The 26,972-nt window shown below is 68.0% G+C and carries 20 protein-coding genes and 1 pseudogene; 3 read left to right on the top strand and 18 right to left on the bottom strand.

What is annotated here, in order from left to right; translation table 11 throughout:
• Positions 1-17: 17 nt before the first annotated feature.
• The 6 genes from HH212_RS17350 to metE form a co-directional block, all read right to left on the bottom strand.
• The gene (locus HH212_RS17350; RefSeq protein ID WP_170203615.1) at positions 18-2,540 is read right to left on the bottom strand and encodes a TonB-dependent receptor; all 2,523 of its coding nucleotides are present in this window, start codon (positions 2,538-2,540) and stop codon (positions 18-20) included.
• Between the two features lie 113 nt (positions 2,541-2,653).
• On the bottom strand, positions 2,654-4,027 hold the full coding sequence (locus tag HH212_RS17355; protein WP_170203616.1) for a Dyp-type peroxidase: 1,374 nt from the start codon (positions 4,025-4,027) through the stop codon (positions 2,654-2,656).
• Positions 4,028-4,726 carry a hypothetical protein gene (locus HH212_RS17360; protein WP_170203617.1) on the bottom strand — a complete coding sequence of 233 codons (699 nt, stop codon included), beginning with the start codon at positions 4,724-4,726 and terminating at the stop codon, positions 4,028-4,030.
• Positions 4,727-4,754: 28 nt separating this feature from the next.
• A complete protein-coding gene (locus HH212_RS17365) occupies positions 4,755-5,759 on the bottom strand; it encodes a catalase family protein (protein WP_170203618.1) in 1,005 nt (334 codons plus the stop codon).
• Between the two features lie 314 nt (positions 5,760-6,073).
• A complete protein-coding gene (locus tag HH212_RS17370) occupies positions 6,074-7,279 on the bottom strand; it encodes an aminotransferase class V-fold PLP-dependent enzyme (RefSeq protein WP_170203619.1) in 1,206 nt (401 codons plus the stop codon).
• A gap of 116 nt (positions 7,280-7,395) precedes the next feature.
• Entirely contained in the window at positions 7,396-9,687 is a 2,292-nt protein-coding gene (metE, locus tag HH212_RS17375) for a 5-methyltetrahydropteroyltriglutamate--homocysteine S-methyltransferase (protein WP_170203620.1), read from the bottom strand.
• A gap of 97 nt (positions 9,688-9,784) precedes the next feature.
• Here metE and HH212_RS17380 point away from each other — a divergent pair, with 97 nt between their 5' ends.
• Together HH212_RS17380 and HH212_RS17385 are read left to right on the top strand one after the other, a co-directional pair.
• Positions 9,785-10,672: a LysR family transcriptional regulator gene (locus tag HH212_RS17380; protein WP_170203621.1), complete on the top strand. Its 888-nt coding sequence runs from the start codon at positions 9,785-9,787 to the stop codon at positions 10,670-10,672.
• 18 nt (positions 10,673-10,690) lie between these two features.
• Positions 10,691-12,895: an OsmC domain/YcaO domain-containing protein gene (locus HH212_RS17385; RefSeq protein ID WP_170203622.1), complete on the top strand. Its 2,205-nt coding sequence runs from the start codon at positions 10,691-10,693 to the stop codon at positions 12,893-12,895.
• A gap of 202 nt (positions 12,896-13,097) precedes the next feature.
• Here HH212_RS17385 and HH212_RS17390 read toward each other — a convergent pair whose 3' ends face one another.
• The 3 genes from HH212_RS17390 to HH212_RS17400 all read right to left on the bottom strand — a co-directional run bounded on the left by HH212_RS17390 (position 13,098) and on the right by HH212_RS17400 (position 17,565).
• On the bottom strand, positions 13,098-15,200 hold the full coding sequence (locus tag HH212_RS17390; protein ID WP_170203623.1) for a TonB-dependent siderophore receptor: 2,103 nt from the start codon (positions 15,198-15,200) through the stop codon (positions 13,098-13,100).
• 184 nt (positions 15,201-15,384) lie between these two features.
• Positions 15,385-16,140, bottom strand: coding sequence for a substrate-binding domain-containing protein (locus tag HH212_RS17395; protein ID WP_170203624.1), 756 nt, complete (start codon positions 16,138-16,140; stop codon positions 15,385-15,387).
• 57 nt (positions 16,141-16,197) lie between these two features.
• The gene (locus HH212_RS17400) at positions 16,198-17,565 is read right to left on the bottom strand and encodes an aminotransferase-like domain-containing protein (RefSeq protein ID WP_170203625.1); all 1,368 of its coding nucleotides are present in this window, start codon (positions 17,563-17,565) and stop codon (positions 16,198-16,200) included.
• 158 nt (positions 17,566-17,723) lie between these two features.
• On the opposite strand from HH212_RS17400, the gene HH212_RS17405 reads away from it, so the two are divergent.
• A complete protein-coding gene (locus HH212_RS17405) occupies positions 17,724-17,945 on the top strand; it encodes a hypothetical protein (RefSeq protein WP_170203626.1) in 222 nt (73 codons plus the stop codon).
• Between the two features lie 50 nt (positions 17,946-17,995).
• Here the strand turns inward: HH212_RS17405 and HH212_RS17410 are convergent, their stop codons facing one another.
• From HH212_RS17410 to HH212_RS17450, 9 genes and pseudogenes are all read right to left on the bottom strand, one after another.
• Entirely contained in the window at positions 17,996-18,349 is a 354-nt protein-coding gene (locus HH212_RS17410) for a hypothetical protein (protein WP_170203627.1), read from the bottom strand.
• A 119-nt stretch (positions 18,350-18,468) separates the two neighbouring features.
• A pseudogene (locus HH212_RS17415) lies at positions 18,469-18,858 on the bottom strand (TonB-dependent receptor plug domain-containing protein); the annotation flags it as partial.
• A 64-nt stretch (positions 18,859-18,922) separates the two neighbouring features.
• Positions 18,923-19,327 carry a substrate-binding domain-containing protein gene (locus tag HH212_RS17420; RefSeq protein ID WP_255487019.1) on the bottom strand — a complete coding sequence of 135 codons (405 nt, stop codon included), beginning with the start codon at positions 19,325-19,327 and terminating at the stop codon, positions 18,923-18,925.
• 219 nt (positions 19,328-19,546) lie between these two features.
• Entirely contained in the window at positions 19,547-20,629 is a 1,083-nt protein-coding gene (locus HH212_RS17425) for an eCIS core domain-containing protein (protein ID WP_170203629.1), read from the bottom strand.
• A 726-nt stretch (positions 20,630-21,355) separates the two neighbouring features.
• A complete protein-coding gene (locus HH212_RS17430) occupies positions 21,356-22,180 on the bottom strand; it encodes a DUF429 domain-containing protein (RefSeq protein WP_170203630.1) in 825 nt (274 codons plus the stop codon).
• Between the two features lie 4 nt (positions 22,181-22,184).
• Complete coding sequence (locus HH212_RS17435) at positions 22,185-23,654, bottom strand: ABC transporter ATP-binding protein (protein WP_170203631.1); 1,470 nt, start codon at positions 23,652-23,654, stop codon at positions 22,185-22,187.
• Entirely contained in the window at positions 23,651-24,481 is an 831-nt protein-coding gene (locus tag HH212_RS17440) for an ABC transporter permease (protein WP_170203632.1), read from the bottom strand. The genes HH212_RS17435 and HH212_RS17440 overlap by 4 nt, the downstream gene beginning before the upstream one ends.
• Positions 24,478-25,416, bottom strand: a complete 939-nt coding sequence (locus HH212_RS17445) for an ABC transporter permease (RefSeq protein ID WP_229217324.1) — start codon at positions 25,414-25,416, stop codon at positions 24,478-24,480. Before HH212_RS17445 ends, HH212_RS17440 begins: the two co-directional genes overlap by 4 nt.
• Positions 25,413-26,969: an ABC transporter substrate-binding protein gene (locus HH212_RS17450; protein ID WP_170203634.1), complete on the bottom strand. Its 1,557-nt coding sequence runs from the start codon at positions 26,967-26,969 to the stop codon at positions 25,413-25,415. Before HH212_RS17450 ends, HH212_RS17445 begins: the two co-directional genes overlap by 4 nt.
• Between the last annotated feature and the right edge of the window lie 3 nt (positions 26,970-26,972).

Below are 26,972 nucleotides of genomic sequence, written 5' to 3' on the forward strand. Positions count from 1 at the left end.
GGCCGCGGCAGTGCATCTCACAGCACGGTCCCCACCAGGCTCAGGCGGAAGGTGCGCCCGTACTGCTCGTTCTGCACGTTGTATTGCTTGCTGCCCAGGTAGACGTAGTAGCGTTCGCGCGTGAGGTTGAGCACCTCGAAACCGAGCTTGACGCGTGGCGTCAATTGGTAGCGCAGCGAAAAGTCGACCTGGGTCTGGGCATCGACCCAGTTGTCCTGGCCGGCGTCGAGCACGTCGGCGCCGGTCTGCAGCAGGTAGCGCGACTTCATGTTGGCGGCGATGCGGGTGCTCAGCGGGCCGGTCTCGTAGCCGACCATCAGGTTCCAGATGCGGTCCGACTGGCCCGGCAGGGAAACCGAGCGCGAACGCGGCGCGCCGCTGCTCTTGTCGAAGCGCGACAGGCGCGAATCGGAACTGGTCAGGGTGCCGTTGGCGCCGACGATCAAGCCGCTCCACGGGCCGGGCAGGAAGCGCAGCGCCTGGTTGTAGTTGATCTCGACGCCTTTCACCGAAGCGTCGTCGCCGTTGACGAAGCCGGTGGCGGTGGTGAAGCCGGTCCAGGCGCCGCTGCCGGCCAGGTTGGTCTGGTAAGTGAAATCCTTGATCTCCTTGCTGAAACCGTACAGCGACAGCGTGCCGTCGGCGCCGAACACGCGCTCGATGCCGAGGTCGAGGTTGTTCGCGCGCAGCGGCTTCAAGTCCGGGTTGCCGATGGTGGCCTCGGTCGGGCTGGCGTAGGCGATGCCCGGCGCCAGCTGGCCGAAGTTGGCGCGCACCACGGCGCGCGTGAGCGCGGCGCGGATGCTGGTGTCGCCGTCCAAGCGGTAGCGCAACTGCAGGTTGGGTAGCAGGTTCGAATACGACTGGCTGCTGCGTATCGGCGTGACTGCGTTCGTGCTCGACACCTGGTTGCCGTCCGCGCCGAAGCTGGTGTGCTCGCCGCGCACGCCCAGCAGCAGGCGCCAGTCGCCGAAGGTCGTGGCGTCCTGCACGTACCAGGCGCGGATGTTTTCGCGCAGCGCCCAGTCGTTGACGACCGATGCCGACAGGCTGCGCGCCGCGGCTGCGTTCAGGCCGGCCACGCGCGCGCGCACCAGCTCCGGGTCGATGGCCAAGCCGATCCGTTGCGGGAAGTCGACCGGCGAAGCGCTGGTGAAATTCGCCAGCGTGGCGGCGCCCGCGCCCCAGTAATTGGGACTGGACGCGCTGGCGCTGGTGAAGGCCCACTGGTCGGTGTCGTTGGTCTTGTTGCGGCGGCTCGCCTTGGCGCCGAACTTCAGCGTGGATTCGAGCTCGCCCAGCGCGAAGCGGCGGCTCAGGTCGAACTGCGCATGCTTTTCCTGGTCGCGGCTGGCGCGGCTCTGGTACGTGATCGCGTTCAGGTTGTAGCGGCTGGCGTCGTACAAGCCCGCCGGGCCGGCGATGAGCGGCAGTTCGGTGCCGCTGAAGGAGAGGCCAGCCACGCCGTTCTGGCGGAACTGGACGTCGTTGAGGGCATTCGGCTGGTCTTCGTCGGCGTGGCTGACGCCAACGCTGCCGGCGAATTTCCAGTCGCCGGCGCTGCGCTCGCCGGCCAGCACGGCCGAATCGATGGTGCGGACGTACTTGCGCTGGCGCAGGCGGCGCTCGGCGCGCCCGCTGAAGGTGGCGCCCTCGGCCGCCGAGCCGCCCGTGATGTTGCCGATGGTGAGGCGGTCGCGGATCTCGTCGTCGCTGAAGCTGCTGTGGAAGGTCTTCAGGCTCAGGCTCGTATCGCGTCCGGGGCGGTAATCCAGGTTGACGGCAGCGGACTTGTTCTCGCGCGTCGGCCGGTAGTCGCGCAGCTCGACGCCGGCCAGGCGGCCGTTGCTCCAGGCGCCGCCGGTCTCGACGTCATTGGAGGCCAGCTTGCGCCGGTCGGCGCTGGCGCCGATGGCGATGCCGAATCGCCCACCCCCGAAGCGGTCGGCCCACAGCAGCCCGGCCTGCGGACTATGCTGCTTCGCCAGCGTGTTGTAGCCGTCGCCCAGGCTCAGGTTCAGCAGCGGGTTTTTTACATCGAAGGCGGACATGGTCTTGACTTCCACGGTCCCGCCCAGGGAATTGGCATCCATGTCCGGCGTCAGGGTCTTGGTCACTTCGAGCGAGCGTACCATCCCGGCCGGCAGCACGTCGAGCGACACGCCGCGGCGGCCGTTCTCCGGCGCCGGCACCAGCGCGCCGTTGATGGTGACCGCGTTCAGGTCCGGCCCCAGGCCGCGCACCGTCACGTAGCGGCCTTCGCCCTGGTCGCGCTGCACCGAGATGCCGGGCAGGCGCGCCGCCGCTTCGGAGGCGTTGATGTCGGGCAGGGCGCCGATGTCGTCGGCGCTGACCACGCTGACGATGTTGTCCGCGCCTTCCTGTTGCAGGATGGCCTTGCGGATGCTGGCGCGCTGGCCGGTGACGGTGACGGTGTTGTCGGCGGGCGCCTGCTGGGCCTGGGCCTGGCAGGCACACGCCCAGCAGACCGCCAGGGCCAGGATGCGTGGTCGGGGAAGGCGGCGCGGAATCGCTTGCATGGGGCTCTCGGTAAATGCGAAAGCCGCCACTGTAGTCACGCCATGTGACGCCGTGATGACGAAATGTCACGGCATTGCGCCGCCGGACGTCTTACCTCAGTCGCCCGCCGACTTCAAGCCCACCCGCCCGCGCCGATCCAGCGCAGCGCGGCCAGCGACGGCATGAACAGGTACTCCCCGCCGCGCAGCCGGTTGAAGGTGGTGATGCCGTCCACGCGCCGCCGCACCGGGTCTTGCGGGATGGTGAACGTGCCCGGCGCCTCGTGCAGGCCGACCAGCGGATCGCGCTCCTCGCCCAGGTCGATGAAGTTGCCGCGGTTGATCCATTCCTGCTGCAGGAATTCGATGGTGTCGTAGGCGCGCGCGCTGATGAAGATGAAGAAGATGCCGCGTTCTTCCTTGCCGTCGTCGGCCGCCGTCAGGTCCGGGCGCCACTTCGGCCCGAAGGTGGAGGAGCGGCGGATGATGCGGTGGATGTTGACGTCGGTGAGGATGGTCAGCTTGCCGTCGCGCGGGTTCAGGCGGCGCATGTGCGATGCGTGCGGGCAGATGAAGCCGCGCGCGTCGCCGGAAAAGTCGAAGGCGTTGTTGCGCGCCGGGTCGGCGCCCAGGTCCGGATCGTCGCGCTCCGGCGCCAGGTTCAAGGGCGCGCCCGAGCGCCAGCGCCCGACCATCTTGGCCGCCAGCCGTTCCTGCGCATCCGCGCCGTCGGCATGGTCGCGCACAAAATCGTTGAAGGCGCCGGGCCGGCTGGCGTACTTGCGCAGCACCACGAAGGAACCGTTGCGCCCCAGTTCGGGCGGCTGCGGCATCGCCAGCGGCGCGCCGGTCTCGCTGTTTTCGCCCAGGATGAATTCGCCGGCGGCGATGGCGCGTTCCTGGCCCGGCAGCGGATCGACGCCGCTGCCGGCCACGGCCGGCTGCGAGATCGAGTCGCGGAAGCCGAACGGGTTTTTCGCATCGGCGTCGGCGCCGAAGGCGTGGCTGCCGACCAGGGTCACGCCGCGCGAACGCGCCAGTTCGCCCAGCGCTTTTTCACGCGCCTCGGCCAGGGCCGCCTCGTCGCGCGCATAGATGGTCAGCGCCAGGTGGCAGTTGCCCGGCTCGAAGGCCGCTTCCCAGTGTGCGGGCGCGTTGCCGTCGACGTCGCGCAGCTGCGCCGCGCGCGCCGCCATGCCTTGGCGGAAGGGCAGCGGGAAGCTGTCCAGCGACGCCTGCGGCACGCCCAGCGCCTGCAGGCCCTGGTGGCTGAAGGCGGCGCCGATCCAGGCGGCGCGGTCCCCGGTCCAGCCCGCGGCCGAGGGGATGTGGCCGGCCAGGCGGCGCACCAGGTCGCGCCCGCGCGCGGCATCGTCGAAGCGCAGCATGGCGTGCAGGCCCACGTAGGGTTCGGGGCGGCTGCGCAGGATCAGCGCCTGGATGTCGTCCAGGGCCAGCGTCGCGCGTTCGTGCCGGAAGCGCGCGGCCAGGTCGGAGAGCAGGCCCATTCAGTAATCCACGCTTTCCGGCTGCGACAGCGCGGCCGTGAGCGCATCGAGCGCGCGGCGCGTGGCCTCGTCCTGCGGCGGACGCTCGGCCAGCGCGTCGAGGAAGGCGTCCAGCGCCTTTTCCATGCGCTGGTGGCGGCGCGTGTCGACCACCGTCACCTGCGGATTGGCCACGAACCAGCCGGCGGCGTCGATCTGGTGGCCGGCGATGAAGTCCTTCACCGCCGGGCTGGCGATGCCGGGCCAGCCCTCGACGTTGGCGAACAGCAGGTCCATCAGGTCCGGGATCTTGGTGGCGAAGTCGTTGATGTAGCTGTCCCAGTCGCCGTCGTAGGTGGTGGCGAACAGGATGCGGGTGTCGTCGTCGAAGAACACGAAGCGCATGTCGTGCAGCGTCGAGACGCGCTGGGCGCCGTCCATATTGCCGCCGGTGAGGTCGAAGATGCGGCGCAGGCGCTCGGCGCCGCCCGGCTTGAGCGGCGCGATCGCGGTCAGTTCGGAGACGTTGCCGGACTGCCGGCCGGCGCGCCCGGCCGACGCGGCGCTGCCTTTCAGGTCGGGGTTGTGCTCGCGCACCAGCGCCTCCAGCGCGATCTTGCCGAGGGTGGGCGCGTCGTGCGCCACCGCCTCGATGCGGCGGCGCGCTTCCTGCAGCCAGGTTTCGTCCTGCAGGCGCGGGTCGGTGGTTTTGTCGGTCATGCTGCGGTTCCTTTGCGTTGGGTGCGCGTCAGTCCGGGATGTCGGACGGCCGCGAGGGTTCGATGCGCGCGCGCGCGTTCATCCGGTGGCGGTACGCGCTCGAGCGCTCGTAGGCGGCGCGGCGGATGCGCATGATGCCGCCCAGCGGCCGGTGCGCCTCGACGCCGTTCCACGGATTGAACGACAGCACGTCGTCGCCGTGGACGCGGCGCCCGGGGCTGGCGCTGTCCTGCGCGGGAAAGCGCAGGGTGGCGATCGGCCGGTGCGGGCAATCCTCCTCGCGCCACAAGACGGCCGCATCCTCGACCGGCATGGCGGCCAGGTCCACGCACAGCTGCGCCGACAGTTCGTATTCGGCGCCGTGGGCGGCGAAGTGCGCGCTCACGGCGTCGCGCATGGCGGCGTCGTGCAGGTCCGCCACCGGCTGCCCGGCCAGGGCGCGCACCGCGTCCGAACGCGGCGTGAGCGCCAGCTTGGCGATGTGGTCGCCGAAGCGGATCGCCGCCTGCGTATGGTAGGTCTCGCCGAGCGGATGGTGGTGGTCGCGTGCCAGACCTTCCAGCGTGGCACCGGGAGCGATACCGAACGCTTCCAGCAGCTCCTTGGCGCCGCGCGCGGTCCCGGCCACCAGGCGCTGGAAGGTGTCGGGCGCGTGCGCATTGGCTTCCAGCAGCGCCAGCATCTGCTTGTATCTCGGGATCGTGCCGAAGGCCAGCACCGGGAAGTTCACCATCAGGAAATCCTGGTTGGCGCCGCCGATATCGGGCGACAGGCGCGCGCCGTCCACGCCGATCACCTTGATGGCGAAGCCGCGCGGCGCCGGGATCTTGTCCGAATGGATGTCACCGGGCGCCGACGACAGGCGCGCGACCACGGCGTAGGTGCGCGGTGCGGCGAAGATGCCCTGGCGCAATGCCGGCACCAGGCCGGCGTGCACCGTCATCTCGCCCACGATCAAGCCGTTGGACTTGGCGTGCGCGTCGCGGATCGCGTGGCGGTGGCGTTCGAAGGCGCAGCGGTTAGTGGCGGCCATCCGCTCGACGATCTCGTCGATCAGGGCCGCCTCGTCGTCAGCGACGTTTTCGACGGACGGCGCATAGGCGAGCGGCGCCTTGGAGGGGTGCGGATGGGTCGACAGTGGAATCTCCTGAATGTTGCCTTAATGAAAACATCAGGAGTATGGTAGGGGATGATGGGTTGCGCCGCAACCGAGGGCGGGCTCTAGCGTGCCCCCTTGCGGGCAAGGCCTTGGCGCCGCCGGCCCGATCGCAGGCAGCTTGGCGCGCGCAAGCACCGCTGCGCGCAAAGCGCGGCGGCTAATGCGCGCCAAAATTTTTTTTTGCGCGCCTATCGCAGCGCCAGCCGCAACTGCAGCAGGAAGTGGTCGACGTCGGCCAGGCCGGTATAGCGCCCCAGGGTGATGCGCATCGCGCTGCGCGCCAGCGCATCGCCCAGGCCGAGCGCGCGCAGCACGTAGGAAGGCGCGGCGCTGGCCGAGTTGCAGGCGGAACCGGCGGATACCGCGATGTCCGGCAGGCGCTCTGCCAGCGGGCCGCAATCGGCGAAACTGACGTTCAGGTTGTGCGGGATGCGCCGATCGAGGTCGCCGTTGAAGCGCACGCCGGGCAGGGCGGCCAGGCCGTCGCGCAGGCGGTCGCGCAGCGCGCCGATGCGCAGCGCCTCGGCGTCCATTTCCAGGCGCGCCAGCTCGCAGGCCGCGCCCATGCCGACGATCTGGTGGCTGGGCAGCGTGCCCGAGCGCAGGCCCTGTTCGTGGCCGCCGCCATCCATCTGCGCTTCCAGGCGCACGCCCTCGCGCACGTACAGCGCGCCGATGCCCTTGGGGCCGTACAGCTTGTGCGCGCTCAGCGACAGCAGGTCGATGTGCAAGCGCTCGACGTCGATGTGCAGCTTGCCTGCGGCCTGGGCGGCGTCCACGTGCAGCAGCACGCCGCGCGCGCGGCAGATGCGGCCGAATTCTCCGACCGGCTGGATCACGCCGATCTCGTTGTTGACCATCATGACCGAGGCCAGGATGGTGTCCGGCCGCAGCGCCGCTTCGAAGGCGGCCGGGTCGACCAGGCCATTCGCTTGCGGCTGCAGGTAGGTAACCTCGAAGCCTTCGCTCTCCAGCCGGCGCATCGAGTCCAGCACGGCCTTGTGCTCGGTGGCCACGGTGACCAGGTGATTGCCCCGGGCGCGGTTGGCGTGCGCCGCGCCTTTCAGGGCCAGGTTGTTGGATTCGGTGGCGCCGGAGGTCCAGACGATGCGGGCGGCCGGTGCCTCGACGAGTGCCGCGACCTGGGCGCGCGCCTTGGCCACCGCGAAGGCGGCGTCCTGGCCGAAGCCGTGCGAGGTACTGGCCGGGTTACCGAATTTCTCGGTCATGAACACCAGCATTTGCTGGGCGACGCGCGGATCGACCGGGGTGGTGGCCGCGTAGTCCAGGTAGATCGGAAGTGCCGGCGGTTCAGGGCGCGCCGCCGGCGCGGGCAGATCGAGCGGGCTGCGACAGGGCGCCGCTGCGCGGCTGGGAGCGAGGAAGTCGGTCATGGCGGTCAAAATCGAGGTGGCGATGACTTACCTTACCCGCGTTCGCCAGGAAAACCAACGACCGATACCGAGCTTGGATATCGGTTTTTCGTCGCCGGCGCCGCGTTCCCGCCCGCTCAGGCGGCCTGGCGCAAGTCCCTGGCGGCGGCCACCATGTTGGCCAGCGCCGGCAGCACCTCGGCCCACTGGCGCGTTTTCAAGCCGCAGTCCGGATTGACCCACAGGCGCTCGGCCGGGATGCGTCCGGCGGCCTTGCGCATCAAGTCCACGATGTGTTCGCGGCTGGGGATGTTGGGCGAGTGGATGTCGTACACACCCGGCCCAATCGCGTTCGGATAGGCGAAGTGTTCGAAGGCGTCGAGCAGTTCCATGCTTGACCGCGCCGTCTCGATGGTGATCACGTCGGCATCCATGGCGGCGATGGCGGCGACGATGTCGTTGAACTCCGAGTAGCACATGTGGGTGTGGATCTGCGTGTCGTCGCGCACGCCGTTGGCGGCGATGCGGAAGGCGTCCACCGCCCAGCCAAGATAGCGTTTCCACTGCGCGCGCCGCAGCGGCAAGCCTTCGCGCAGCGCCGCCTCGTCGATCTGGATCACGCGCACGCCGGCGCGTTCCAGGTCGAGCACTTCTTGCCGGATCGCCAGCGCCAGCTGCAGGCAGGATGCGCTGCGCGGCTGGTCGTCGCGCACGAACGACCAGTTCAGCATGGTCACCGGGCCGGTCAGCATGCCTTTTACCGGCTTGGCCGTGAGCGACTGGGCATGGGCGATCCATTCGACCGTCATCGTGCGCGGGCGGCCGACGTCGCCGAACAGGATCGGCGGCTTGACGCAGCGCGAGCCGTAGGACTGGACCCAGCCGGACTCGCTGAAGGCATAGCCCTGCAACTGCTCGCCGAAGTACTCGACCATGTCGTTGCGCTCGGCTTCGCCGTGCACCAGCACGTCCAGGCCCAGTGCCTCCTGCTCGCGCACGCTGCGTTCGATCTCGGCGCGCATCGCCGCCCGGTAGGCAGCGTCGTCGAGCTGGCCGGCCTTGTGGCCGGCGCGCGCCTGGCGGATGCTTGCCGTCTGCGGGAAGGAACCGATGGTCGTGGTCGGGTAGGGCGGCAGCCGGAGCAGGGCCGCTTGCCGGGCCGCGCGCTCCGGGTAGGCGCCATGGCGCCGGCCGAAATGCGCGTCGATGCCCGCCACCGCCGCCCGCACGGCAGGGTCGTGCACGCGCGGCGAGGCGCGCCGGCTCGCCAGCGCGGCGGCGTTGGCGGCCAAGGCATCGGCGACGCTGGCGCGGCCCTCGCGCAGCGCGCGCGCCAGCACCTGCAGTTCGTCCAGCTTTTGCACGGCGAAGGCGAGCCAGGATGCCAGTTCGGGGTCGAGCCGCCGTTCGCCGGCGAGATCGACCGGCACGTGCAGCAGCGAGCACGAGGGCGCGATCCACAGTCGCTCGCCGCGGCGTTCGGCGATCGGTTCCAGCCAGTCGAGCACCGCGGCCAGGTCGGTCTTCCAGACGTTGCGGCCATCGACCACGCCCAGCGACAGCACCTTGTGGTCGGGCAGCAGGTTCAGCAGCGGCACGATGTCGTCGCGGCCGCAGACGGCATCCACGTGCAGGCCGGCGACGGGCAAATTGGCGGCCAGGTAGCGGTTTTCCTCCAGCTGGCCGAAATAGGTGGCCACCAGCAGCTTGGCCGGGCAGGCCTTCAGGTGGTGGTAGGACAGGTTGAACGCGTGCTGCCAGTCGAGGTCGAGTTCGGTGACCAGCACCGGCTCGTCGACCTGTACCCATTCGGCGCCGTGTTCGGCCAGGGTGCACAGCAGCTGCGCATACGCGTCCAGCAGCGCCGGCAGCAGCGCCAGCTTGTCCGATCCGTCGCGCGCCTTGCCCAGCGCCAAGTACGTTACCGGGCCGACGATGACCGGTTTCGCCTTGACGCCCTGCGCCCTGGCCTCGGCCAGCTGCGTCAGCAGGCGCGTGGCGTCCAGCGCGAAGCTGGTGGCGGCGCCGAATTCCGGCACGATGTAGTGGTAGTTGGTGTCGAACCACTTGGTCATCTCGCCGGCGGCGACCCCGCCGCAGCAACCGGCGTGGTCTTCGGCGCCTTGGGCCGAGCGCCCGCGCGCCACGCGGAAGTAATTGTCCAGCGCGTCGCCATGGAAGCCTTGCACGCGCTCGGGCAGGTTGCCCAGCGTGACGCTCATGTCCAGCATCTGGTCGTAGAAGGAAAAGTCGCCCACCGGCGCCAGGTCGAGGCCGGCTTGCGCCTGCCAGTGATCGCGGCGCAATGTGGCGCCCAGTGCCTGCAGTGCGTCGCGCGAGGAGTCGCCTTTCCAATACGCCTCCAGGCCGAACTTCAATTCGCGCTTGGCGCCGATGCGCGGAAAGCCCAGGTTATGAACGACTGCCATACAAATTCCATGAATGAGTTAATTCATTCATGATAAGATCCTGATATGGATGAAGTAAAATGGTCATTTTTCACGTATCCATGGATTTCATTCATACATGCTCGAGCGTTCCCATCTTGAGATCCTGGTCGAGGTCAAGCGCCACGGTTCGGTGACGGCAGCGGCCGAGGCGCTGCACCTGACCCAATCGGCGCTCAGCCACAATATCCGCAAGCTGGAGCAGCAGGCCGGCACCGATATCTGGCTGCGCGAGGGCAGGGCACTGCGCCTGACGCAGGCCGGCGAATACCTGCTGGCGGTGGCGCAGCGACTGCTGCCCCAAATGGAGTTGGCCGAGCAGCAGCTGGCCCATTTCGCCCAGGGCGAACGCGGTACGCTGCGCATCGGCATGGAGTGCCACCCGTGCTACCAGTGGCTGCTGAAGGTGGTGGCGCCCTACCTGGCGGCGTGGCCGCTGGTCGACGTCGACGTCAAGCAGAAATTCCAGTTCGGCGGGGTCAAGGCGCTGCTGGGTCACGAGATCGACCTGCTGGTCACGCCCGACCCGATGCTGCATCCAGGGCTGCGCTTCGAGCCGGTGTTCGGCTACGAGCAGGTGCTGGTGGTGCACGAGGCGCACCCCTGGGCCGGCCAGGAAGCGGTGCGGCCGGAACAGCTGGCCGAGGAAACCCTGATCACGTATCCGGTCCCCATCGACCGCCTCGACATCTATAATACGTTCCTGTTGCCGGCCAATTGCAGGCCGCGCAAGCACAAGACCATCGAGACCACCGACATCATGCTGCAGATGGTCGCCGGCGGCCGCGGCGTGACGGCGCTGCCGAAATGGCTGGTGACCGACTACGCGCCGCACCTGCGCCTGCGCACGTTGCGGCTCGGCCCCCAGGGCATCCGGAAGCACATCCACCTGGGCGCGCGCGAGGCCGACTGGAACACCGATTACCTGCACGCCTTCGTGGCGCTGGCCCGCCAGACGGGCCAATAACATCATCTAGAAAACATCATGGAAATCAAGGTCAACTTTCTCGACAAGCTTCGCCTGGAAGCCAAGTTCGACGACTTCACCGTCATCGCCGACCAGCCGATCCGCTATAAAGGCGACGGCTCGGCGCCCGGCCCCTTCGACTACTTCCTGGCCTCGTCGGCCCTGTGCGCGGCCTATTTCGTAAAGTTGTACTGCAACACGCGCGCCATCCCGACCGAGAATATCCGCCTCTCGCAGAACAACATCGTCGACCCGGAAAACCGCTATCAACAGATTTTCAAGATCCAGGTCGAGCTGCCGGCCGACATCTCGGACAAGGACCGCCAGGGCATCCTGCGCTCGATCGAGCGCTGCACCGTCAAGAAGGTGGTGCAGGCCGGTCCCGAGTTCGTGATCGAGGAAGTCGCCAACCTGGACGCCGACGCCCAGGCGCTGCTGACGCTGGCGCCCGGCGCCGATGCGCAAACCTACATCCCGGGCAAGGACCTGCCGCTGGAGCAGACCATCGCCAATATGTCCGCGCTGCTGGCCGGCCTGGGCATCAAGATCGAGATCGCCTCGTGGCGCAACATCGTGCCCAACGTGTGGTCGCTGCATATCCGCGATGCCCATTCGCCGATGTGCTTCACCAACGGCAAGGGATCGACCAAGGAAAGCGCGCTGGCCTCGGCGCTGGGCGAATACATCGAACGCATCAGCAACAACCATTTCTATGCCGGCGCCTACTGGGGACGCGCGTTCGCCGATGCGCCTTTCGTGCATTACCCGGACGAGCGCTGGTTCCCGTTCGGCGCCGACGACGTGCTGCCGCAAGGGCTCCTCGACGACTACAGCCTCGACATCTACGACCCGGACGGCGAGCTGCGCGCCTCGCACCTGGTCGACACCAACTCCGGCAATGCCGCGCGCGGCATCGTGGCGCTGCCCTACGTGCGCCAGTCGGATGGCGAGACGGTCTACTTCCCGTCCAACCTGATCGAGAACCTCTACGCCAGCAACGGCATGAGCGCCGGTAACACCCTGGCCGAAGCCCAGGTGCAATGCCTGTCCGAGATCTTCGAGCGCGCCGTCAAGCGCCAGATCCTGGAAGGCGAGATGGCCTTGCCCGACGTGCCGCAGGACGTGCTGGCCAAGTACCCCGGCATCCTGGCCGGCATCCAGGCGCTGGAAGAGCAGGGCTTCCCGGTGCTGGTGAAGGACGCGTCGCTGGGCGGCACCTACCCGGTCATGTGCGTGACGCTGATGAACCCGCGCACCGGCGGCGTGTTCGCCTCGTTCGGCGCGCATCCGAGCTTCGAGGTGGCGCTCGAGCGCAGCCTGACCGAACTGCTGCAGGGCCGCAGCTTCGAAGGCTTGAACGACCTGCCGCAGCCCACCTTCGCCAGCAACGCCGTGACGGAACCGAACAACTTCGTCGAGCACTTCATCGATTCCAGCGGCATCGTGTCGTGGCGCTTCTTCAGCGCCAGGGCCGACGCCGACTTCGTCGAATGGGATTTCTCCGGCCGGGGCGAGGATTCCAACGCCCAGGAAGCCGCGACCCTGCTCGCCATCCTGCGGGACATGGGCAAGGAAGTCTACATCGCCGAACTCGGCCAGCTCGGCGCCACCGCCTGCCGCATCCTGGTGCCGGGCTATTCGGAAGTCTATCCGGTGGAAGACCTGGTCTGGGACAACACCAACAAGGCGCTGCTGTTCCGCGAAGACATCCTGAACCTGCAGCGCCTGGACGACGAGCAGCTGGCGGACCTGCTGAACCGCCTGGAAAACAACGAGCTGGACGAGTACGCCGACATCGCCACCCTGATCGGCATCGAGTTCGACGAGAACACCGACTGGGGCCAGTTGACGGTGCTGGAACTGAAGCTGCTGGTCCACCTGGCGCTGGGCCAGCTGGAAGAAGCGCACGAACTGGTCGGCGCCTTCTTGCAGTACAACGACAACACGGTCGAGCGCCGCCTGTTCTACCAGGCCGTCAACGTGGTGCTGGAAGTGACGCTGGACGATGACCTGGCACTGGACGACTACGTCTTCAACTTCCGCCGCATGTACGGCGACGCGCGCATGGACGCGGCGCTGGGGTCGGTGGACGGCAGCGTGCGTTTCTTCGGCTTGAGCGAAACCGGCATGGGGCTGGAAGGACTGGACCGGCACCAGCGCTTGCTGGACAGCTACCGCAAGCTGCATGCGGCGCGGGCGAAGGCGGCGGGCGTGGCGGCTTAGCTTCCTGCCGGAGCCTGCGTAACTTGAGGCCGCTTACTCAAGCATCGTCGTCCCCGCGCAGGCGGGGACCCATAGTACGTAAAAGCAATCGATAAATTACCAAGAACTCGAAAGCTTTGGAAGCGTCAACTTCGGATACTCTGCATGGGTCCCCGCCTGCGCGGGGACGACGGTCTTCAGGTCGGCAGTATTATTTGGCGCATTAAAACCGATACCGCACGTTCACCCGCACATTCCTCTCCACCCCCGGATTCACCCATACCGCGCTGTACGAACTGGCGTAATAACGCTTGTCGAACAGGTTCTCCACATCCAGCATCACCCGCACCCGCGCCGACGGCGCATACGAGGCCACCAGCTTGGCCGTGGCGTAGGCCGGCAGCGTGAACCCGCTCGATTCGGCCACGTCTCCCATGCGCGCGCCCACCCAGGTGACGCCGCCGCCGACCATCGCCACCCCGCCGCCGAGCGCGAAGCGCGGCGTCACCAGCACGGTGGCGCCGTGGCGCGGCACGTTGGGAAAGCGGCTGCCGGTGAGGATGGTGTTGTCGCCCTTGGTGACCACGGCGTCGGTGTAGGCATACGCCAGCGACAGGCGCACGTCGCGTGCGATCTCGCCGGCCACGTCCAGTTCCACCCCCTTGCTGGCGACTTCGCCGGCCGGGATCGAGTAATCGGTGTCGCGCGGATCGTAGGTCAGCACGTTCTTCTTGGCGATGCGGTACAGCGCCAGCGTCGTGCTGAGCTTGCCGTCGGCGCGCTCGGCCTTGACGCCGATTTCATGGGCGCGGCTGCTCTCGGCCGGAAAGGCCCGGTTGTCCAGGCCGATGCCGCTGTTGGGACGGAAGCCGCGGGCCGCGCTGGCATACAGCGACAGCGTCGGCAGCGGTTGATACACCAAGCCGGCGCGCGGGCTGGCGGCGCTCAGCGACTGGTCGCTGGTGCGGCCGAAGCGGCGGTTGGCGACGCTTTGCTCGTAGCCGTCGCGGCGCAGGCCGAGCAGGGCTTTCCAGCGGCGCGACAGGTCGACCTGGTCCTGCACGTACAGCGCATGCGCACGCTGCGCTTCGCGCGTCGAGAACGACAGCGCCAGCGGCGCCGCCACGCCGCCGTACACCGGCTGGTAGATGTCGATCGCGTACGGGTTGGCGGCCGACGGATTGCGGCGCAGCTGGATGCGGTCGTCGTCGAAGCGGTAGGCGTCGGCACCGAGCAGCACGTGGTGCGCGACGGTGCCGGTGGCGATCGTGCCGACCGCCTCGATGCGCCCGGAGCGGTCCAGCGCATGCCAGTCGTTGTAGCGGTGCTGGCGCCGTGCCGTGCGGCCGTCCGCCCCAATGTCGTTCAGCTCGGTGGAGTAGCCGCGCAACGCGCTGTCGCGGTAGGACAGGCCGGCCTGCAGCGACCAGTCGCGATGCAGTTCGTGGCGCAGGAACAGCTGGTGCCCGACCGAGCGGATGGCGACCTTGCCGTCGTCCGGCTCGCCCAGGAAGCGCGAATTCGGGATCAGGCCCAGCACGCCGTCCACCGCGACCACGCCGCGGTCGAACGGCGCGCGCTGCTTCACCGCTTCGATCTCGTACGACAGCGTGGTGGCGTCGCCGAGCAGCCACAGGAACGACGGCGCCAGCAGCGTACGTTCGCTGTCCACGTGGTCGCGGAAGCTGCCGCCCTGTTCATGGGCCGCGTTCAGGCGGTAGGCGGCCGTTTGGCCGAGCGGGCCGCTCAGGTCGACGGCGGCGCGCCGGGTGGCGTGGCTGCCGATGCCGGCATCGACCACGTAGGCCGGCGTGAAGGACGGTTTTTTTGTGACGATGTTGACGGTGCCGCCCGGCTCGCCGCGCCCGTACAGCGCCGACGCCGGACCTTTCAGGATCTCGATGCTTTCCGTGTTCGCGCCGTCGCGCAGGCCGTTGTAGCCGCGGCTGGAATTGAAGCCGTTGACCAGGTAGTCCGAGCCGAAGTTCGGATCGCCGGTAAAGCCGCGCAGCGCGTAGCTGTCCCACAGCCCGCCCAGGTTGCTCTGGCGCGAGACGCCGCTGGCCAGGTCGAGCGCATCGGCCAGTGTGGTGGCGCCGGCGTCGGCCAAGAGGTCGGCGGTGAGCACGCGCACGCTCTGCGGCAGATCTGCGAGCGCGGTGTCGGTCTTGGTGGCGCCGGCGGCGGACAGGCTGCGGTAATCCTGGCGCCGGCCTTCGACCACGACTTGCTGGTCTTGCGCGGCGGCGATTGATGGGCAGGCGGCGGTGAGGGACAGGGCGAGTGCGCCGAAGCGCACGGTGAGGCAGGTGGAGCTTGGAATCATCGGCAAGAAGCGGGCGCCGGCATCGGGGCGGGCGCCTGTTGTTCACTATCTGTCTGAAAAGGGGCGACAGTATTGCATACCCGGCCGGGCGGCCAGCCGTTTCGTGGCGGCGACTAGAGTGCCCGGCAGCGTTTCTTCCTGCGTATCGAAACGACAGGAATCGACAGCCGGGCCGTTTTCTACATCATTCCGGCTCCAGGCCGGCGGACTTGAGGATCGCCTTGGCCGCCGGCGACGTCAGCGCCTCGACGAAGGTGCGCGCCGCATCGTGCGCCTTGCCGTGGCTGGCGACGCCGGCCGCGAACACGGTCGGCACTTGCACGCCCTCCGGCACCGGCCCCACCAGCTCGGCCGCCGGCTCCATCAGGATTTCGCTGATCTGCGTGAGCGCCAGCTCCGCTTCGCCGCGTACGACGGCTTCCGGCGCCGTGCCCTTGTGGACCAGCACCGTCTTGGCGCGCATGGCGTCGCCGATCTCCAGCCGCGCAAAGATGTCGTGCAACTGCTTGCCGGTCGCGCCTTGCGCGGTGTAGGCGATCGATGCCGCCGCCAGCAGGCTGCGCCTGAAGCCGTCCGCCGTGCCGATCGCGGGCTGCGGCGCCCCCTTTTTCACGGCGACGCCGAGCCGGCTCTTCGCCACCGTCACGAGGCTGGCGCCATCGAGCTTGCCCTTGCCGGCCAGGTCGTCGAGCGCCTGCCGGGTGAGGACCGCCACGTCGACCGGCGCACCGCCGGCGATCGCCGCCTGCAGTTCGCCGGTGGTCGCCATGCGCAGGATGACCTTGTTGCCGCTGGATTGCTCGTAGGCGGGAACGATGCGGGCCAGCGCGGCCCTGGCGGCGACCGTGCTGTAGACGACGAGGTCGGCGGCCCGGGCCGGTGCGGTGCCGGCGGCGAGGATGACGGCGGATGCTGCTGCGGCGCTGACGAGATTTCGCATTCGCTTCTCCAAAATAAGGTATCGATCGTGACGACGCACACCGGGTATCCCGGACAGTCAAACCACCGCGGCGCTGGATGATGCGGGCCGCCGCGCAAGCAGATCGGACAGGCGTCGAAGACCCGCCTGCAAGCGCACACGGTCCTGGATGCTGCCCAGCGAGATCCGGATCGCGTTGACGACTTCGCTGCCGGTGGCGAAGGCCTGCGCCGGCGTGACCGCGATGCCCTCGCTGTCGGCGGCATGCGCCAGCTGCTCAGCGTTCCAATGCGCCGGCAGCGCCAGCCACACATGCAGCCCATCGCCGGTGCCGCCGTAGTATCCCGCCAGGATATCGCGCGCCATGCGCTGGCGCAGGCGCGCCTCGCTGCGTACGCCTGCCATCAAGCTGCCGGCGGAACCGTCGAGGATCCATTGCGTGGCCAGCAGCGCCGTCAACGGCGCGGCCATCAGCGCGAAGGATCGCAGCGCGTCCAGGAAACGCTCGCGTTCGTGCGCATCGCGTATCAGCACGAAAGCGACCCGCAAGCCGGGCGTCAGGCATTTCGACAGGGTCGAGATGTAGACCACCCGCTCCGGGGCGAACGTGGCGATCGGCGGCGGTGCGGCGTCGGCCAGCAGCCAGTAGGGATCGTCCTCGACGATGCGTACGTCGTAGCGCCTAGCGATGGCGGCGAGTTCCTGGCGCCGGTGTGCCGGCATGGTGACGGTTGTCGGATTCTGCAGGGTCGGATTGAGGTAGACCAGCCCGGGCCGGTGCCGGCGGCACGCTCGCTCGAGCATCGCGGGCACCATCCCGTGTTCGTCCGCCTGCACCGCGACGACGTGCCGGCCGAACTGGGTCGCCGCGGCGCACAAGCCGGGATAACTCACCGGCTCCGCCAGGATGACGGCGCCGGGCGCCGTCAGCGCAAGGATCGATGCGGCGATGGCCGCCTGCGCACCCGGGCAGACCACGAGCTGCCGAGCATCCAGCGGTCCGAACACCGGTTCGAGCCATCTGGCGCCGGCCTGGCGGTCGGCATCGCTGCCCCCGCCCGCGTGGTACGTCATCAGCAACGCACCGTCTGCCCGCATCAGCACTTGCGCCAACCCCTGCTTCAGCAGGTCGTCGAAGTCCACGCCATGCGGCGGCGGCGGGGTGTTCATGCTCAGGTCGAGCACCGAGCTCAATTCGGCTTTCGGCGCCGCGACGTACGTGCCGCGCGCGCCGCGGCCCTCCAGCAGGTTGCGGCGCCGGGCTTCGTCGTAGGCGCGCGTGATCGTGGTCAGGTCGACGTCCAGTTGCGCCGCCAGCCGGCGCTGCGGCGGCAGGCGGTCGCCCGGCGACAACGACCCGTCCGCCACCGCCGCCTGCAGGGCATCGGCGATCTGCAGGAAACGCGGTCCGCCGTGCACGGCCAGGCGCGGCAACCAGGTCGGCATATGTTCCTCTTGGTTGGTCTTCAACTAGGACACTTTGTCCCGATGTATGGAAATTGCTTTCAAGTAGTATGCCTCAATGTAGCGGTTGGAGCAGCGTGTCGGGGCAGTGCGCCTCACGATCGAAAGTGTCAAGTAATAGCCTGGAAATACGTAAAAAAATGGATTGGATTCCCATCGTCTTCGTGACGTTCAAGGCGCTCGTGCTGGTCACGGGTATGTTTTTCGCCATCAAGTGGCATTACGACCAGGGGAAGAAGGGCAGGGAGAAGGAACGGCGCGCGGTGCTGCGGTCGGGGGTGCAGGTGGCCGTGGTGTTCGTGGTGTTGCTGGTGGGGCTGGGGTTTGCGACTTTTGCCATGATCAGATGGCTGGGTATGTGAGCGTAGGGGGGCAGGCAGGTGTTTCGGCTGCATGTCACGCTTTTCCGATTCTACTTGCTGTGCTTTGCTAGGATCGTTTGTAGGCCTGGCACCGCTACACCTGTTGAGTGACGGTAAAAGATATGAGCAGATAACCCAGCCAGCGCTTTTTGCAGCCCGTTGCTGCCATACTCTTCCCGTATCCGATCAAGGAAGTAATCTGTCGCGTCAAGCGTCAACGCTCGACGGTAGCGTTCGCCATTGAGCATGTGGCGCAGGGAACGAATAGTCATGTTTGCCGAGTTAGAATTGAGTCCGTAAGCACGCACTAGGTCATCCCTACCCTTTGTCAAGGTAATATCCCCACGATCCACCTGTCGAGTAACCTCAAAAATTTCCTCCAAAATTTCCTGACTTAGTTTCATCACACTCTTCCTAGTTTTATATGCTCTGTAAGGCGTTTTCCGCTGAGTTAGCGCGGCGACAAGCCGCTTTCGCTCAAAGCGCGTTGCGTGGCCTTGATACCGCTCGCTTTCTTTATATTTTACGTCGTTGATGTCATGGATGGAGCTTGAGAATCTGCATCGTTGATTGCGTGCTGGAATAAGTCCGGGAAATTCGGATCGTCGGCGTCCACCACATACGATGGCGGAAAAGCCGGCTTCCTGGTGACGATGTTGACGGTGCCGCCCGGTTCGCCGCGTCCGTACAGCGCCGACGCCGGGCCCTTCAGGATCTCGATGCTTTCCGTGTTGGCGCCGTCGCGCAGGCCGTTGTAGCCGCGGCTGGAATTGAAGCCGTTGACCAGGTAGTCGGAGCCGAAGTTGGCGTCGCCGGTGAAGCCGCGCAGCGCATAGCTGTCCCACAGGCGGCCCAAGTCGCTCTGGCGTGAGACGCCGCTGGCCAGATCGAGCGCATCGGCCAGCGTGGTGGCGCCGGCGGCGGATAGGCCGCGGTAATCCTGGTGACAGGAATCGGCAGGCGGGCGGCTTTCTACATCATTCCGGCTCCAGGCCGGCGGACTTGAGGATCGCCTTGGCCGAGGGCGACGTCAGCGCTTCCACGAACGCGCGCGTCGCATCGTGCGCCTTACCGTGGCTGGCGACGCCGGCCGCGAACACGATCGGAACCTGCATGCCTTCGGGCACCGGTCCGACCAGCTGGGCGGCCGGTTCCATCAGGATTTCGCGGATCTGCATGAGCGCCAGTTCCGCCTCGCCGCGAACGACCGCTTCCGGCGCCATGCCCTTGCTGGCCAGGTCGTCGAGCGCTTGCCTGGTGAGGATGGCCACGTCGACCGGGGCGCCGCCGGCGATCGACGCCTGTAGTTCGCCCGTCGTGCCCATGCCTAGGGTGACCTTGTTGCCGCTGGATTGCTCGTAGGCGGGAACGATCCGGGCCAGGGCGGCTTTGGCGGCGACGGTGCTTTAGACGATGAGGTCGGCGGCCTGGGCCTGTGGGGAGCCGGCAGCAAGGATAAAGGCAGATGCCATTGCGACGATAATGAAGTTCCGCATTCGCTTTTCCCGAACGAGGCGCTCACAATGAGATTGACAAACAACCGGGTTGCGCTCGGCCTTCAGCTCCCGCAGACACGAGCGGGTCTCATACCGCGCGTGGCATCACGGCCATCTGAGCCAGCCTTGCTCGGCCACCTTGCCTGTCTTGTCCTTGGCGTACAAGGTCACCGATTTCATCTCCGAGACCTTCAATCCACGCGGGATCAGAAACTCGTACTGGCCCTGGTAGCGGTTGCGGAAGTTGCGCGTTGCTAACAGCTTATTCACGTCGATATATTCCGCAATCAGAAATTCGAATACCAAGCCAAAATTGTGATCATCGGTGGCCCACTCGATCGCGCCACCCTTGTGAGACGTGGTCGAAACCATTCCTCCGGGCGAAGAATTACTGTGCGTGTGTGCTAACACGCCGTAAAACGAAACGTCTGGATCGCCCGGCTTGGGCGGCACGTCCTGGCGTACGAACCTTTGTAATGAATCGGCCTTTACGTTGATGCCCGTGCCGCGATAGACCCTGATCGGGGTCTTGGGCTTGGCAAGATATTCCTGGAAGTAGATTTCATCGGATTCGTGAACCTCACCCAGGTCAGCCCTTTGCCGCTGCAACAGCTCATGTTCGGCCATCATATCGCGCAGGCGATCCGCCTTTTTCGCGGCCGACCAGCGCAAGCCCCCTTTCAACTGGACGATGCCCTTGCTCGGTCTGGACGGCGCGGAGGCCGGTAGCGCTGCCGGCAATCCGGTCACAGCCAGCTTGCCCATGCGGTCGGCCTCGGCCTCCAAAGCGTAATCTTCGACGACCGCGAGCCCGCCGCCATACGGATTCTGTACGCGGCCGGCGCGCTGCTGGACCACGTGCGCCAATTCATGGCCCAATAATGCCTGGCCCTGCGGCGAGTGCGGATCATATTGTCCAGGCGCGAAATAGACATGGGAACCCAAAGTGAAGGCCAGCGCGCCGATGGCGCCTGCTTCCGGCCCTTGGTGAACGCGCACGTCGGAAAAATCGGTCTGGAAAACCGTTTCCATTTTCTTTTGGATAAATTCAGGCATAAGCTGCCCTGTACCTAGCCCCGCGGCAACCATGCTGTGCGGCGCCATCGCCGTCGTACCGCTCGCGGTGCGCCGGACTGCAGTCCTGATCAAACCTGCTTGAAAGTTACACTGAATGATTCGATTGCTCACGACGACTCCTCTTCCGGGTCATTGACGATTGATTGCTCAAGTACGGGCAGTCGCCGGCTCGCTCGGCACGTTGCCAAGGATTTTTATAACACTTGTCGTGGTCGAGTGGACACGCCGGCAACGTCCTTACGACCTTCTTTCTCACACCCAGTATATAGGTCAGTCCAGCTTGTATTACTTGGCGGTGGAGCGGCAGCTGCGCATGTGCTGTTACATTATTTCTTATTGGGCAAATGAGACTATCTCAATAACCGTTGACCGATATTTTGATACAGTTTAAGCATATAGTGAATAGCTGAATCCAATTCCGTTGCTACTCATACTGTTTTGATCGCAATGAATGAGTACTTGACCAGAAATAAATGTGATTTTTGGGAACCGGAACCGGAACCGGAACCGGATGCGGTACGAGGCTGTGAGTGTGACGCAGCGTGAACACCGCTAGCGCGAGCCGAGGCAGCAATGCGCTGGTTCCGGCAGCCAAGAACAGATTTATTTTTGGGCGAGTACTTAGAACCTATCTCAGTAGGCAGGGGGTAGCTAATGGCGATGCATGGCAAGCAGGGGCAAGGCGTGAGGACGCCGCATGGCGAGCCATGCAAGGACGAGCAACGCAGCACCTGTTTGGCAGGCGCGCCAGTAGCGACTCCTGACTACTGAGATAGGTTCTTAACATCGCCGGCGACCAACGATCGTCGCGCTGGCCAGCAGGTATGCCGCCACTGCTTACCTCGACGTTTCCCCAGTCACGTGCGGATCCGTGATCCAGCCCTCCACCGGATCGATATCGGCCGGCATGCCGAACCCCTGTTCCCGCCGGCGCCACGCCCAGGCCGCCTGCACCGCGCAGATGAACGCATCCAGCTGGTCCCCACTGGGATCGTCGGCAATCGCATCCGGCGCCTCGACGACGATACCGTAGCGTGCCACCGATTGCGCGCGCAGCGCGGCCAGCAGCGCATGGCGGCTCTCCAGCAGCGCCGGCGTCTGCCTGGCGCGGTCGTCGTTCTTGTAGCTGCGCCGCCCGATCAACTGCCGCGCCACGATGCCGGGATACCCCTCGACGACGATGCGCTGCGGGTCGCCCGTCTGCAATCCCGGAACCGTCACGCCGGAGGCCACCAGCCTGGGCGCGCCTTCGAAGAACATCAGCGCGACCGGCACGCCGTACAGCTTTTGCGGGCTGATCGACGCCGCCAGCCTGTCGGCCGCGCGCCGGTGCTCCTTGTCGCCGACGGGGCGGTCCGCCTTGTACGTTTCCAGGGCCTGGCGGTAGCCGTCCCGGCCGAGCCGATGCGCGGTGGCGACGTAGCCGGCCCAATCCAGCGGCCAGCCGATGCCTTCGACGAAGCGGCGCGCATGCCCGAACGGGAAGTCCAGCGCGGCGATCCAGGGGCCGGGCACGCGCAGCAGGCGCTCGAATTCGGCGAAGGTGGGCAGGGCGTCCATCGCCACGAAGTCGAGGCGTTCGCCGTCCAGGACGCAGCGCGCCAGCGTCAGCGGCTTGCGCCTGGACGGGCGGCTGGTGAAGTCGATGCCGAAGATATCCATCGTTTCAGCGACCGTGCAGCAGGATTTCACGGTGCGCCATGCTGCGCACGATGTCGCCGTCGTGCGTCACCAGCAGCAGCGCGCAGCCGCTGTCGCGCACGTGTTCAAGCAGCATGGCCAGCACGTCCTGCTGCGTCACCGGGTCCAGGCGCGAGGTCGGTTCGTCGGCGAAGATCAGCGCCGGGCGCATCAAGAGGACGCGCGCCAGCGCGATGCGCTGCAGCTCGCCGCCCGAGACCTGGTGCGGCAGGCGTTCCAGCAGGCTCGGGGCCAGGCGCATGCGCGCCAGCATGGCTTCAAGCTGGCCCCAGTCGAGGCGGTGCAGGTCGACCAGGTCGCGCAGCGACTGGCGCAGGCTGACGCGCGGGGCGAAGGCGGCGCCCGGGTCTTGCTGGATCTTCTGGAACGCGGTCGGCGCCAGGCCGGCGGCGCGCGTCACGCGGCCGCGGTCCGGCCGCAGCAGGCCGAGCACGATGTTGCCGAAGCTGGTCTTGCCCGAGCCGCTCGGGCCGCTGACGGCGACGATCTCGCCGGCGCCGATATGGGCGTCGACATCGGCGAACAGCGCCTGACGCCCGAACGACTTGGCGACGCCGTCGATCGTCACGACGGCGCGGCGCGCGTTGGCACCAGCGGCGGGAACCCCGGCGGATGCGCTGGCCGCAGGGGCGGCGCCAGCGTCCGCACGCGTGGGCCAGGCCGCCGGGTCGGCCGCCAGCAGGCGCCGCGTGTAATCGTGATGCGGCGCGGCCAGCACCTGCGCGGCCTTGCCTTGCTCGATGAGCGTACCGTCCAGCATTACCGCCAGTTGCCCGCCCAGCGCGCGCGCCAGCCAGATGTCGTGGGTGATGCACAGCAGGCTCATGCCCTGCGCCTGCGCCGTCTGCAGCAGGGCCAGCACCTCGCCGCGGCGGTCGGCGTCCAGGCCCTTGGTCGGTTCGTCGACGATCATCAGCGGCGCGCCGGCGGCGTGGGTGGCCAGAAAGGCCACGCGCTGCGCCATGCCGCCGGACAGCATGAACGGATACTTGTCGGCCGCATCGGCCAGGCCCAGGCCGCCCAGCGCGCGCTCGGCCAGCGTGCGCGCGCCGGCACGGCCGGCCGATCGGTCGCCGGCCAGCGCATAGGTTTCCGCCACCTGCGCGCGCACGCGCATGGTGGGGTCGAGCGCCTGCCACGGCTCCTGCGGCAGCAGCGCCAGGCGGCGGCCCCAGGCCGCGTGGCGGCTGCGTCCGTCGGCGGCGTCGCTGCGTTCGCCGCCGATCGCTACGCCGCCCGTGCAGCGGAGCAGCGCAGGCAGGTTGCCCATGATGGCCTGCGCCAGCAGCGACTTGCCGGAGCCGCTTTCGCCCAGCAGCGTCAGCACGCCGCCGGGTGCAATCGCGAACGAGACCTCGCGCACCAGCGTGCGGTCGCCGTGCAGCACGGCCAGACGTTCGACTGCCAGCGCGGCGATGGCGGCGCGTCCGTTCATGCGGCCTCCCGTTCCGGCGACAGCAGCAACAGGCCGAGCAGGGTGAGGAACAGCACCAGCACCGGCGCGCCCAGCAGCCAGGGCGCTTCGCCGTAGTAGGGAAGCAGTTCGATCATCATGACGCCCAGTTCCGGCGTGGGCGGCTGCAGGCCGACGCCCACGAAGCCCAGCGCTGCCATCGCCAGCACCGCGCCGGCGAAGCCGAAGCGCATCAGCGTCAACAGCGGCGGCAGCAGGTCCGGCAGCAGGTGGCGGCGCACGATGTGGAGCGGGCCGAAGCCGAGCAGGCGCGCCGCTTCCACATGGCCGCTCGCCAGCAGGATGCGGGCGGCGGCGCGCGTCACGCGGAAGTATTCGACCCACAGCGCCAGCGAGATGCCGACGTACAGCGGCCAGAAGCCGCCGGGAGACAGGGCCACCAGCAGCAACACCAGCAGCAGGCCGGGCAAGGCCAGCACCGCGTCCGCCAGGGCCGACAATGCGCGCTCCGGCCAGCCGCCGCGCCACGCCGCCAGAAGGCCGAGCACGGCGCCGGGAAGCGCCGCCGACAGCACGCTGACCAGGGCCAGCGCCAGCGACAGGCGCGCGCCGTGCGCCAGCCGCGCCAGCATGCTGCGCCCCAGCTGGTCGAAGCCGAGCGGATGCGCCAGGCTGGGTACCTCCAGGAAGCGATCGAGCTGCTGGACGGCCGGATCGAGGCCGACCAGCCACGGGCCGAACAGGGCGAAGGCCGCGATCAGGCCGAGCAGGGCGATGCCGGCTACCTGCGCGCGCGTGAAGCGGCGCCGCGGCGCGGTAATCAGATATTCGGGCGGTAGCGTGGTCATGGGCGGCGACGTGGATCGATGAGGGCGCAAGCGGCGTCGACCAGCGCGTTGAACAGCACGAACAGCAGGCCCAGCACCAGCGCCGTGCCCTGAATCATCGGCACGTCGCGCCCGAAGATCGCGTGTACCAGCGCATGGCCGATGCCGGGCCAGGCGAAGATGGTTTCCACCAGCACCACGCCTTCGACCAAGACCACCAGCTGCACGCCCAGGTAGGCCACCACCGGCGCCGCGACGTTGCGCAGGCCGTGGCGCAGCAGCGCCTGCCGCATCGTGAGACCCTTGGTGAGCGCGAAGGCGAAGTAGGCCGATCCGCGCACGCGCACCATGGCGTCGCGCGCCACGCGGCAGGAGACGGCGGCCATGCCCAGCGCCAGCGTCAGCGCCGGCAGCACGATGCTGCCATGGTCGTCGTGCCCGGCCGCCGGCAGCGCGCCCAGGCGCACCGAGAACAGCAGCACCAGCACCAGTCCGAGCAGGAAGGAGGGCAGCGCGCGCAGCACCGTCGAGACGCCCAGCGTGGCACGGTCCAGCAGGCCGCCCGGCTGCAATCCGGCCAGCACGCCCAGCGGCGGGCCGATCAGCAGCGACAGCGCCGTCGCCAGCAGCGACAGGCGCAGCGTCGGCCCCAGCTGGCGCGCGATCTCGCGCAGCACCGGCTCACTCGTCACCTGCGACACGCCCAGGTCCAGGCGCAGCAGGCGGCCCCACCACTCGGCCAGCGCCGCCGGCCACGGCCGGTCCAGGCCCAGTTCCAGGCGCACCGCCTCGGCCGCGGCGCTGGTCACCATGTCGTAGCCGTAGCGGCCGGCAGCGATGCGGTAGGCCATGTCGCCCGGCAGCAGGCGCGTCATGAAGAAGCACAGGGTGCCGACCAGCAGCGCCACCATGGCGGCCTGCAGCAGGCGCTGCGCCACGGGCTTGAACAGCGTCATGCCCATCGCAGCCCCGCAATCCCGTAGCTGCGCTCGAACGGGTCGATGCCGGTGCCGGCGATGCGGCGGCTGGCGGCGCACACTTGCCGGTACCAGACCACCGGAATCACCGGCAGTTCCGATTGCAGCACGGCGGCGACCCTGGCGCGGTCGGCGTGCATGGCGTCCGGCGTCGGGTAATCACCGGATGCCAGGCGCGCCAGCAGGGCCGGCACCTCGGCATTGCGCCAGCCCATGGCGCCCCAGTCGCCGCCCTCCGCGCCGAAATCCTGCAGCAGCGTGGCGACCGGATCCGGCACGTTGCCGAAGTTGCGCGCCACCAGGCCCATTTGAAGGGCGCCGCTGCGGTGGCCGGCCGGGATATCGCTGGAATTGCCGATCACCACGCGCACGGCGATGCCGACCTGGCGCATTTCTTCCTGCAGCGCGGCGGCGATGGGCGGCAGTTCGGGGCGGTCGACGAAGGTGGTCAGGGTCAGCGCCAGGCGTTGGCCGCCGCGCCGGCGGATGCCGTCGGCGCCGGGCTGCCAGCCGGCTGCGTCGAGCAGGCGGCGCGCTTCGCGCAGGTCGGTGCGCAGCGGCGCCAGGCCGGCGTCGTGCCAGCCGTCCAGCGACGGCGGGAACAGCTGGGTGGCGCCCAGGTCCGGGTCGCGCAGCAGGGCGCGCGCGATGCCTTGTCGCTGCACGCACAGCGCGATCGCACGGCGCACGCGCACGTCGGCCAGGAACGGATGGCCGGCGTTCAGCTTGATGAAGGTGGTGCGCGGCAGCATGGCGCTGACGAGGACCGCCTTCGGGCTGTGCTGCAGCGCGCGGATGCTGGGCGGGTCGAGCGCGAACGCCAGGTCGGCCTGGCCGCTCTGCACCAGCAGCGTGCGCGTCTCGGCGCGCGCCACGCTGATGTAGCGGGCTTTCAGCACGCGGCCGGGCGGGGCCAGGCCGCCGTAGCCGTCGAAGCGCGCCACGTCGAACTGCTGCGGCATCGAGATCGCCGCGATGCGGAACGGCCCGCTGCCGACGATGCGCACCACCTTGCCCGCGGCGTCGAAGGACGCCGGCGCCAGGATCTGGGTCGAGTAGTGCGTCAGCAGCCAGGGCAGCGGCGCGAACGGGCGCGCCAGCGTGAACACGATGGCGCCGCGCTCCAGCGCGATGGCGCGGATGCCCGCCAGGCCCAGCACGCCGGGGCGGCCGGCGGCGCGGCGCAGGCAGGCCAGCACGCTGTCCGGCGTGACCGGCGTGCCGTCGTGGTAGCGGCGGTTGCCGCGCAGCGTGAAGCGCCATGCGAGGCCGTCGTCGGACGTTTCCCAGCGCGTGGCCAGGCGCGGCTGCAGGCGGCCGCGCGCGTCGACGTCGAGCAGCGTCTCCACCACCTCCATGCGCGTGAACATGTAGCCGGCGCGCGAGGGGTCGAGTCCCGTCATCTCCCACGGGCCGACCACGGTCAGCACGTCCTCGGCCGCCGCACCGACGCCGTGCGCATGCGCGTCTTCATCGTCTTCGGCACGGACGGCGCGCCAGGACAGCAGCGGCGCGGCGGCGGTGGCCAGCATGGC

The organism is Massilia forsythiae (assembly GCF_012849555.1).
Lineage (GTDB): Bacteria > Pseudomonadota > Gammaproteobacteria > Burkholderiales > Burkholderiaceae_D > Telluria > Telluria forsythiae.

What these genes read in the sequence shown, in the direction of transcription:
- HH212_RS17350 (WP_170203615.1), bottom strand. Translation starts at nt 2,540, where the DNA reads ATGCAAGCGATTCCGCGCCGCCTTCCCCGACCACGCATCCTGGCCCTG.
- HH212_RS17380 (WP_170203621.1), top strand. Translation starts at nt 9,785, where the DNA reads ATGCTCGAGCGTTCCCATCTTGAGATCCTGGTCGAGGTCAAGCGCCAC.
- HH212_RS17405 (WP_170203626.1), top strand. Translation starts at nt 17,724, where the DNA reads ATGGATTGGATTCCCATCGTCTTCGTGACGTTCAAGGCGCTCGTGCTG.
- HH212_RS17410 (WP_170203627.1), bottom strand. Translation starts at nt 18,349, where the DNA reads ATGAAACTAAGTCAGGAAATTTTGGAGGAAATTTTTGAGGTTACTCGA.
- HH212_RS17450 (WP_170203634.1), bottom strand. Translation starts at nt 26,969, where the DNA reads ATGCTGGCCACCGCCGCCGCGCCGCTGCTGTCCTGGCGCGCCGTCCGT.
- HH212_RS17400 (WP_170203625.1), bottom strand. Translation starts at nt 17,565, where the DNA reads ATGCCGACCTGGTTGCCGCGCCTGGCCGTGCACGGCGGACCGCGTTTC.
- HH212_RS17360 (WP_170203617.1), bottom strand. Translation starts at nt 4,726, where the DNA reads ATGACCGACAAAACCACCGACCCGCGCCTGCAGGACGAAACCTGGCTG.
- HH212_RS17440 (WP_170203632.1), bottom strand. Translation starts at nt 24,481, where the DNA reads ATGACCACGCTACCGCCCGAATATCTGATTACCGCGCCGCGGCGCCGC.
- HH212_RS17385 (WP_170203622.1), top strand. Translation starts at nt 10,691, where the DNA reads ATGGAAATCAAGGTCAACTTTCTCGACAAGCTTCGCCTGGAAGCCAAG.
- HH212_RS17395 (WP_170203624.1), bottom strand. Translation starts at nt 16,140, where the DNA reads ATGCGAAATCTCGTCAGCGCCGCAGCAGCATCCGCCGTCATCCTCGCC.
- HH212_RS17390 (WP_170203623.1), bottom strand. Translation starts at nt 15,200, where the DNA reads ATGATTCCAAGCTCCACCTGCCTCACCGTGCGCTTCGGCGCACTCGCC.
- HH212_RS17435 (WP_170203631.1), bottom strand. Translation starts at nt 23,654, where the DNA reads ATGAACGGACGCGCCGCCATCGCCGCGCTGGCAGTCGAACGTCTGGCC.
- HH212_RS17365 (WP_170203618.1), bottom strand. Translation starts at nt 5,759, where the DNA reads ATGGCCGCCACTAACCGCTGCGCCTTCGAACGCCACCGCCACGCGATC.
- HH212_RS17355 (WP_170203616.1), bottom strand. Translation starts at nt 4,027, where the DNA reads ATGGGCCTGCTCTCCGACCTGGCCGCGCGCTTCCGGCACGAACGCGCG.
- metE (WP_170203620.1), bottom strand. Translation starts at nt 9,687, where the DNA reads ATGGCAGTCGTTCATAACCTGGGCTTTCCGCGCATCGGCGCCAAGCGC.
- HH212_RS17430 (WP_170203630.1), bottom strand. Translation starts at nt 22,180, where the DNA reads ATGGATATCTTCGGCATCGACTTCACCAGCCGCCCGTCCAGGCGCAAG.
- HH212_RS17370 (WP_170203619.1), bottom strand. Translation starts at nt 7,279, where the DNA reads ATGACCGACTTCCTCGCTCCCAGCCGCGCAGCGGCGCCCTGTCGCAGC.
- HH212_RS17445 (WP_229217324.1), bottom strand. Translation starts at nt 25,416, where the DNA reads ATGACGCTGTTCAAGCCCGTGGCGCAGCGCCTGCTGCAGGCCGCCATG.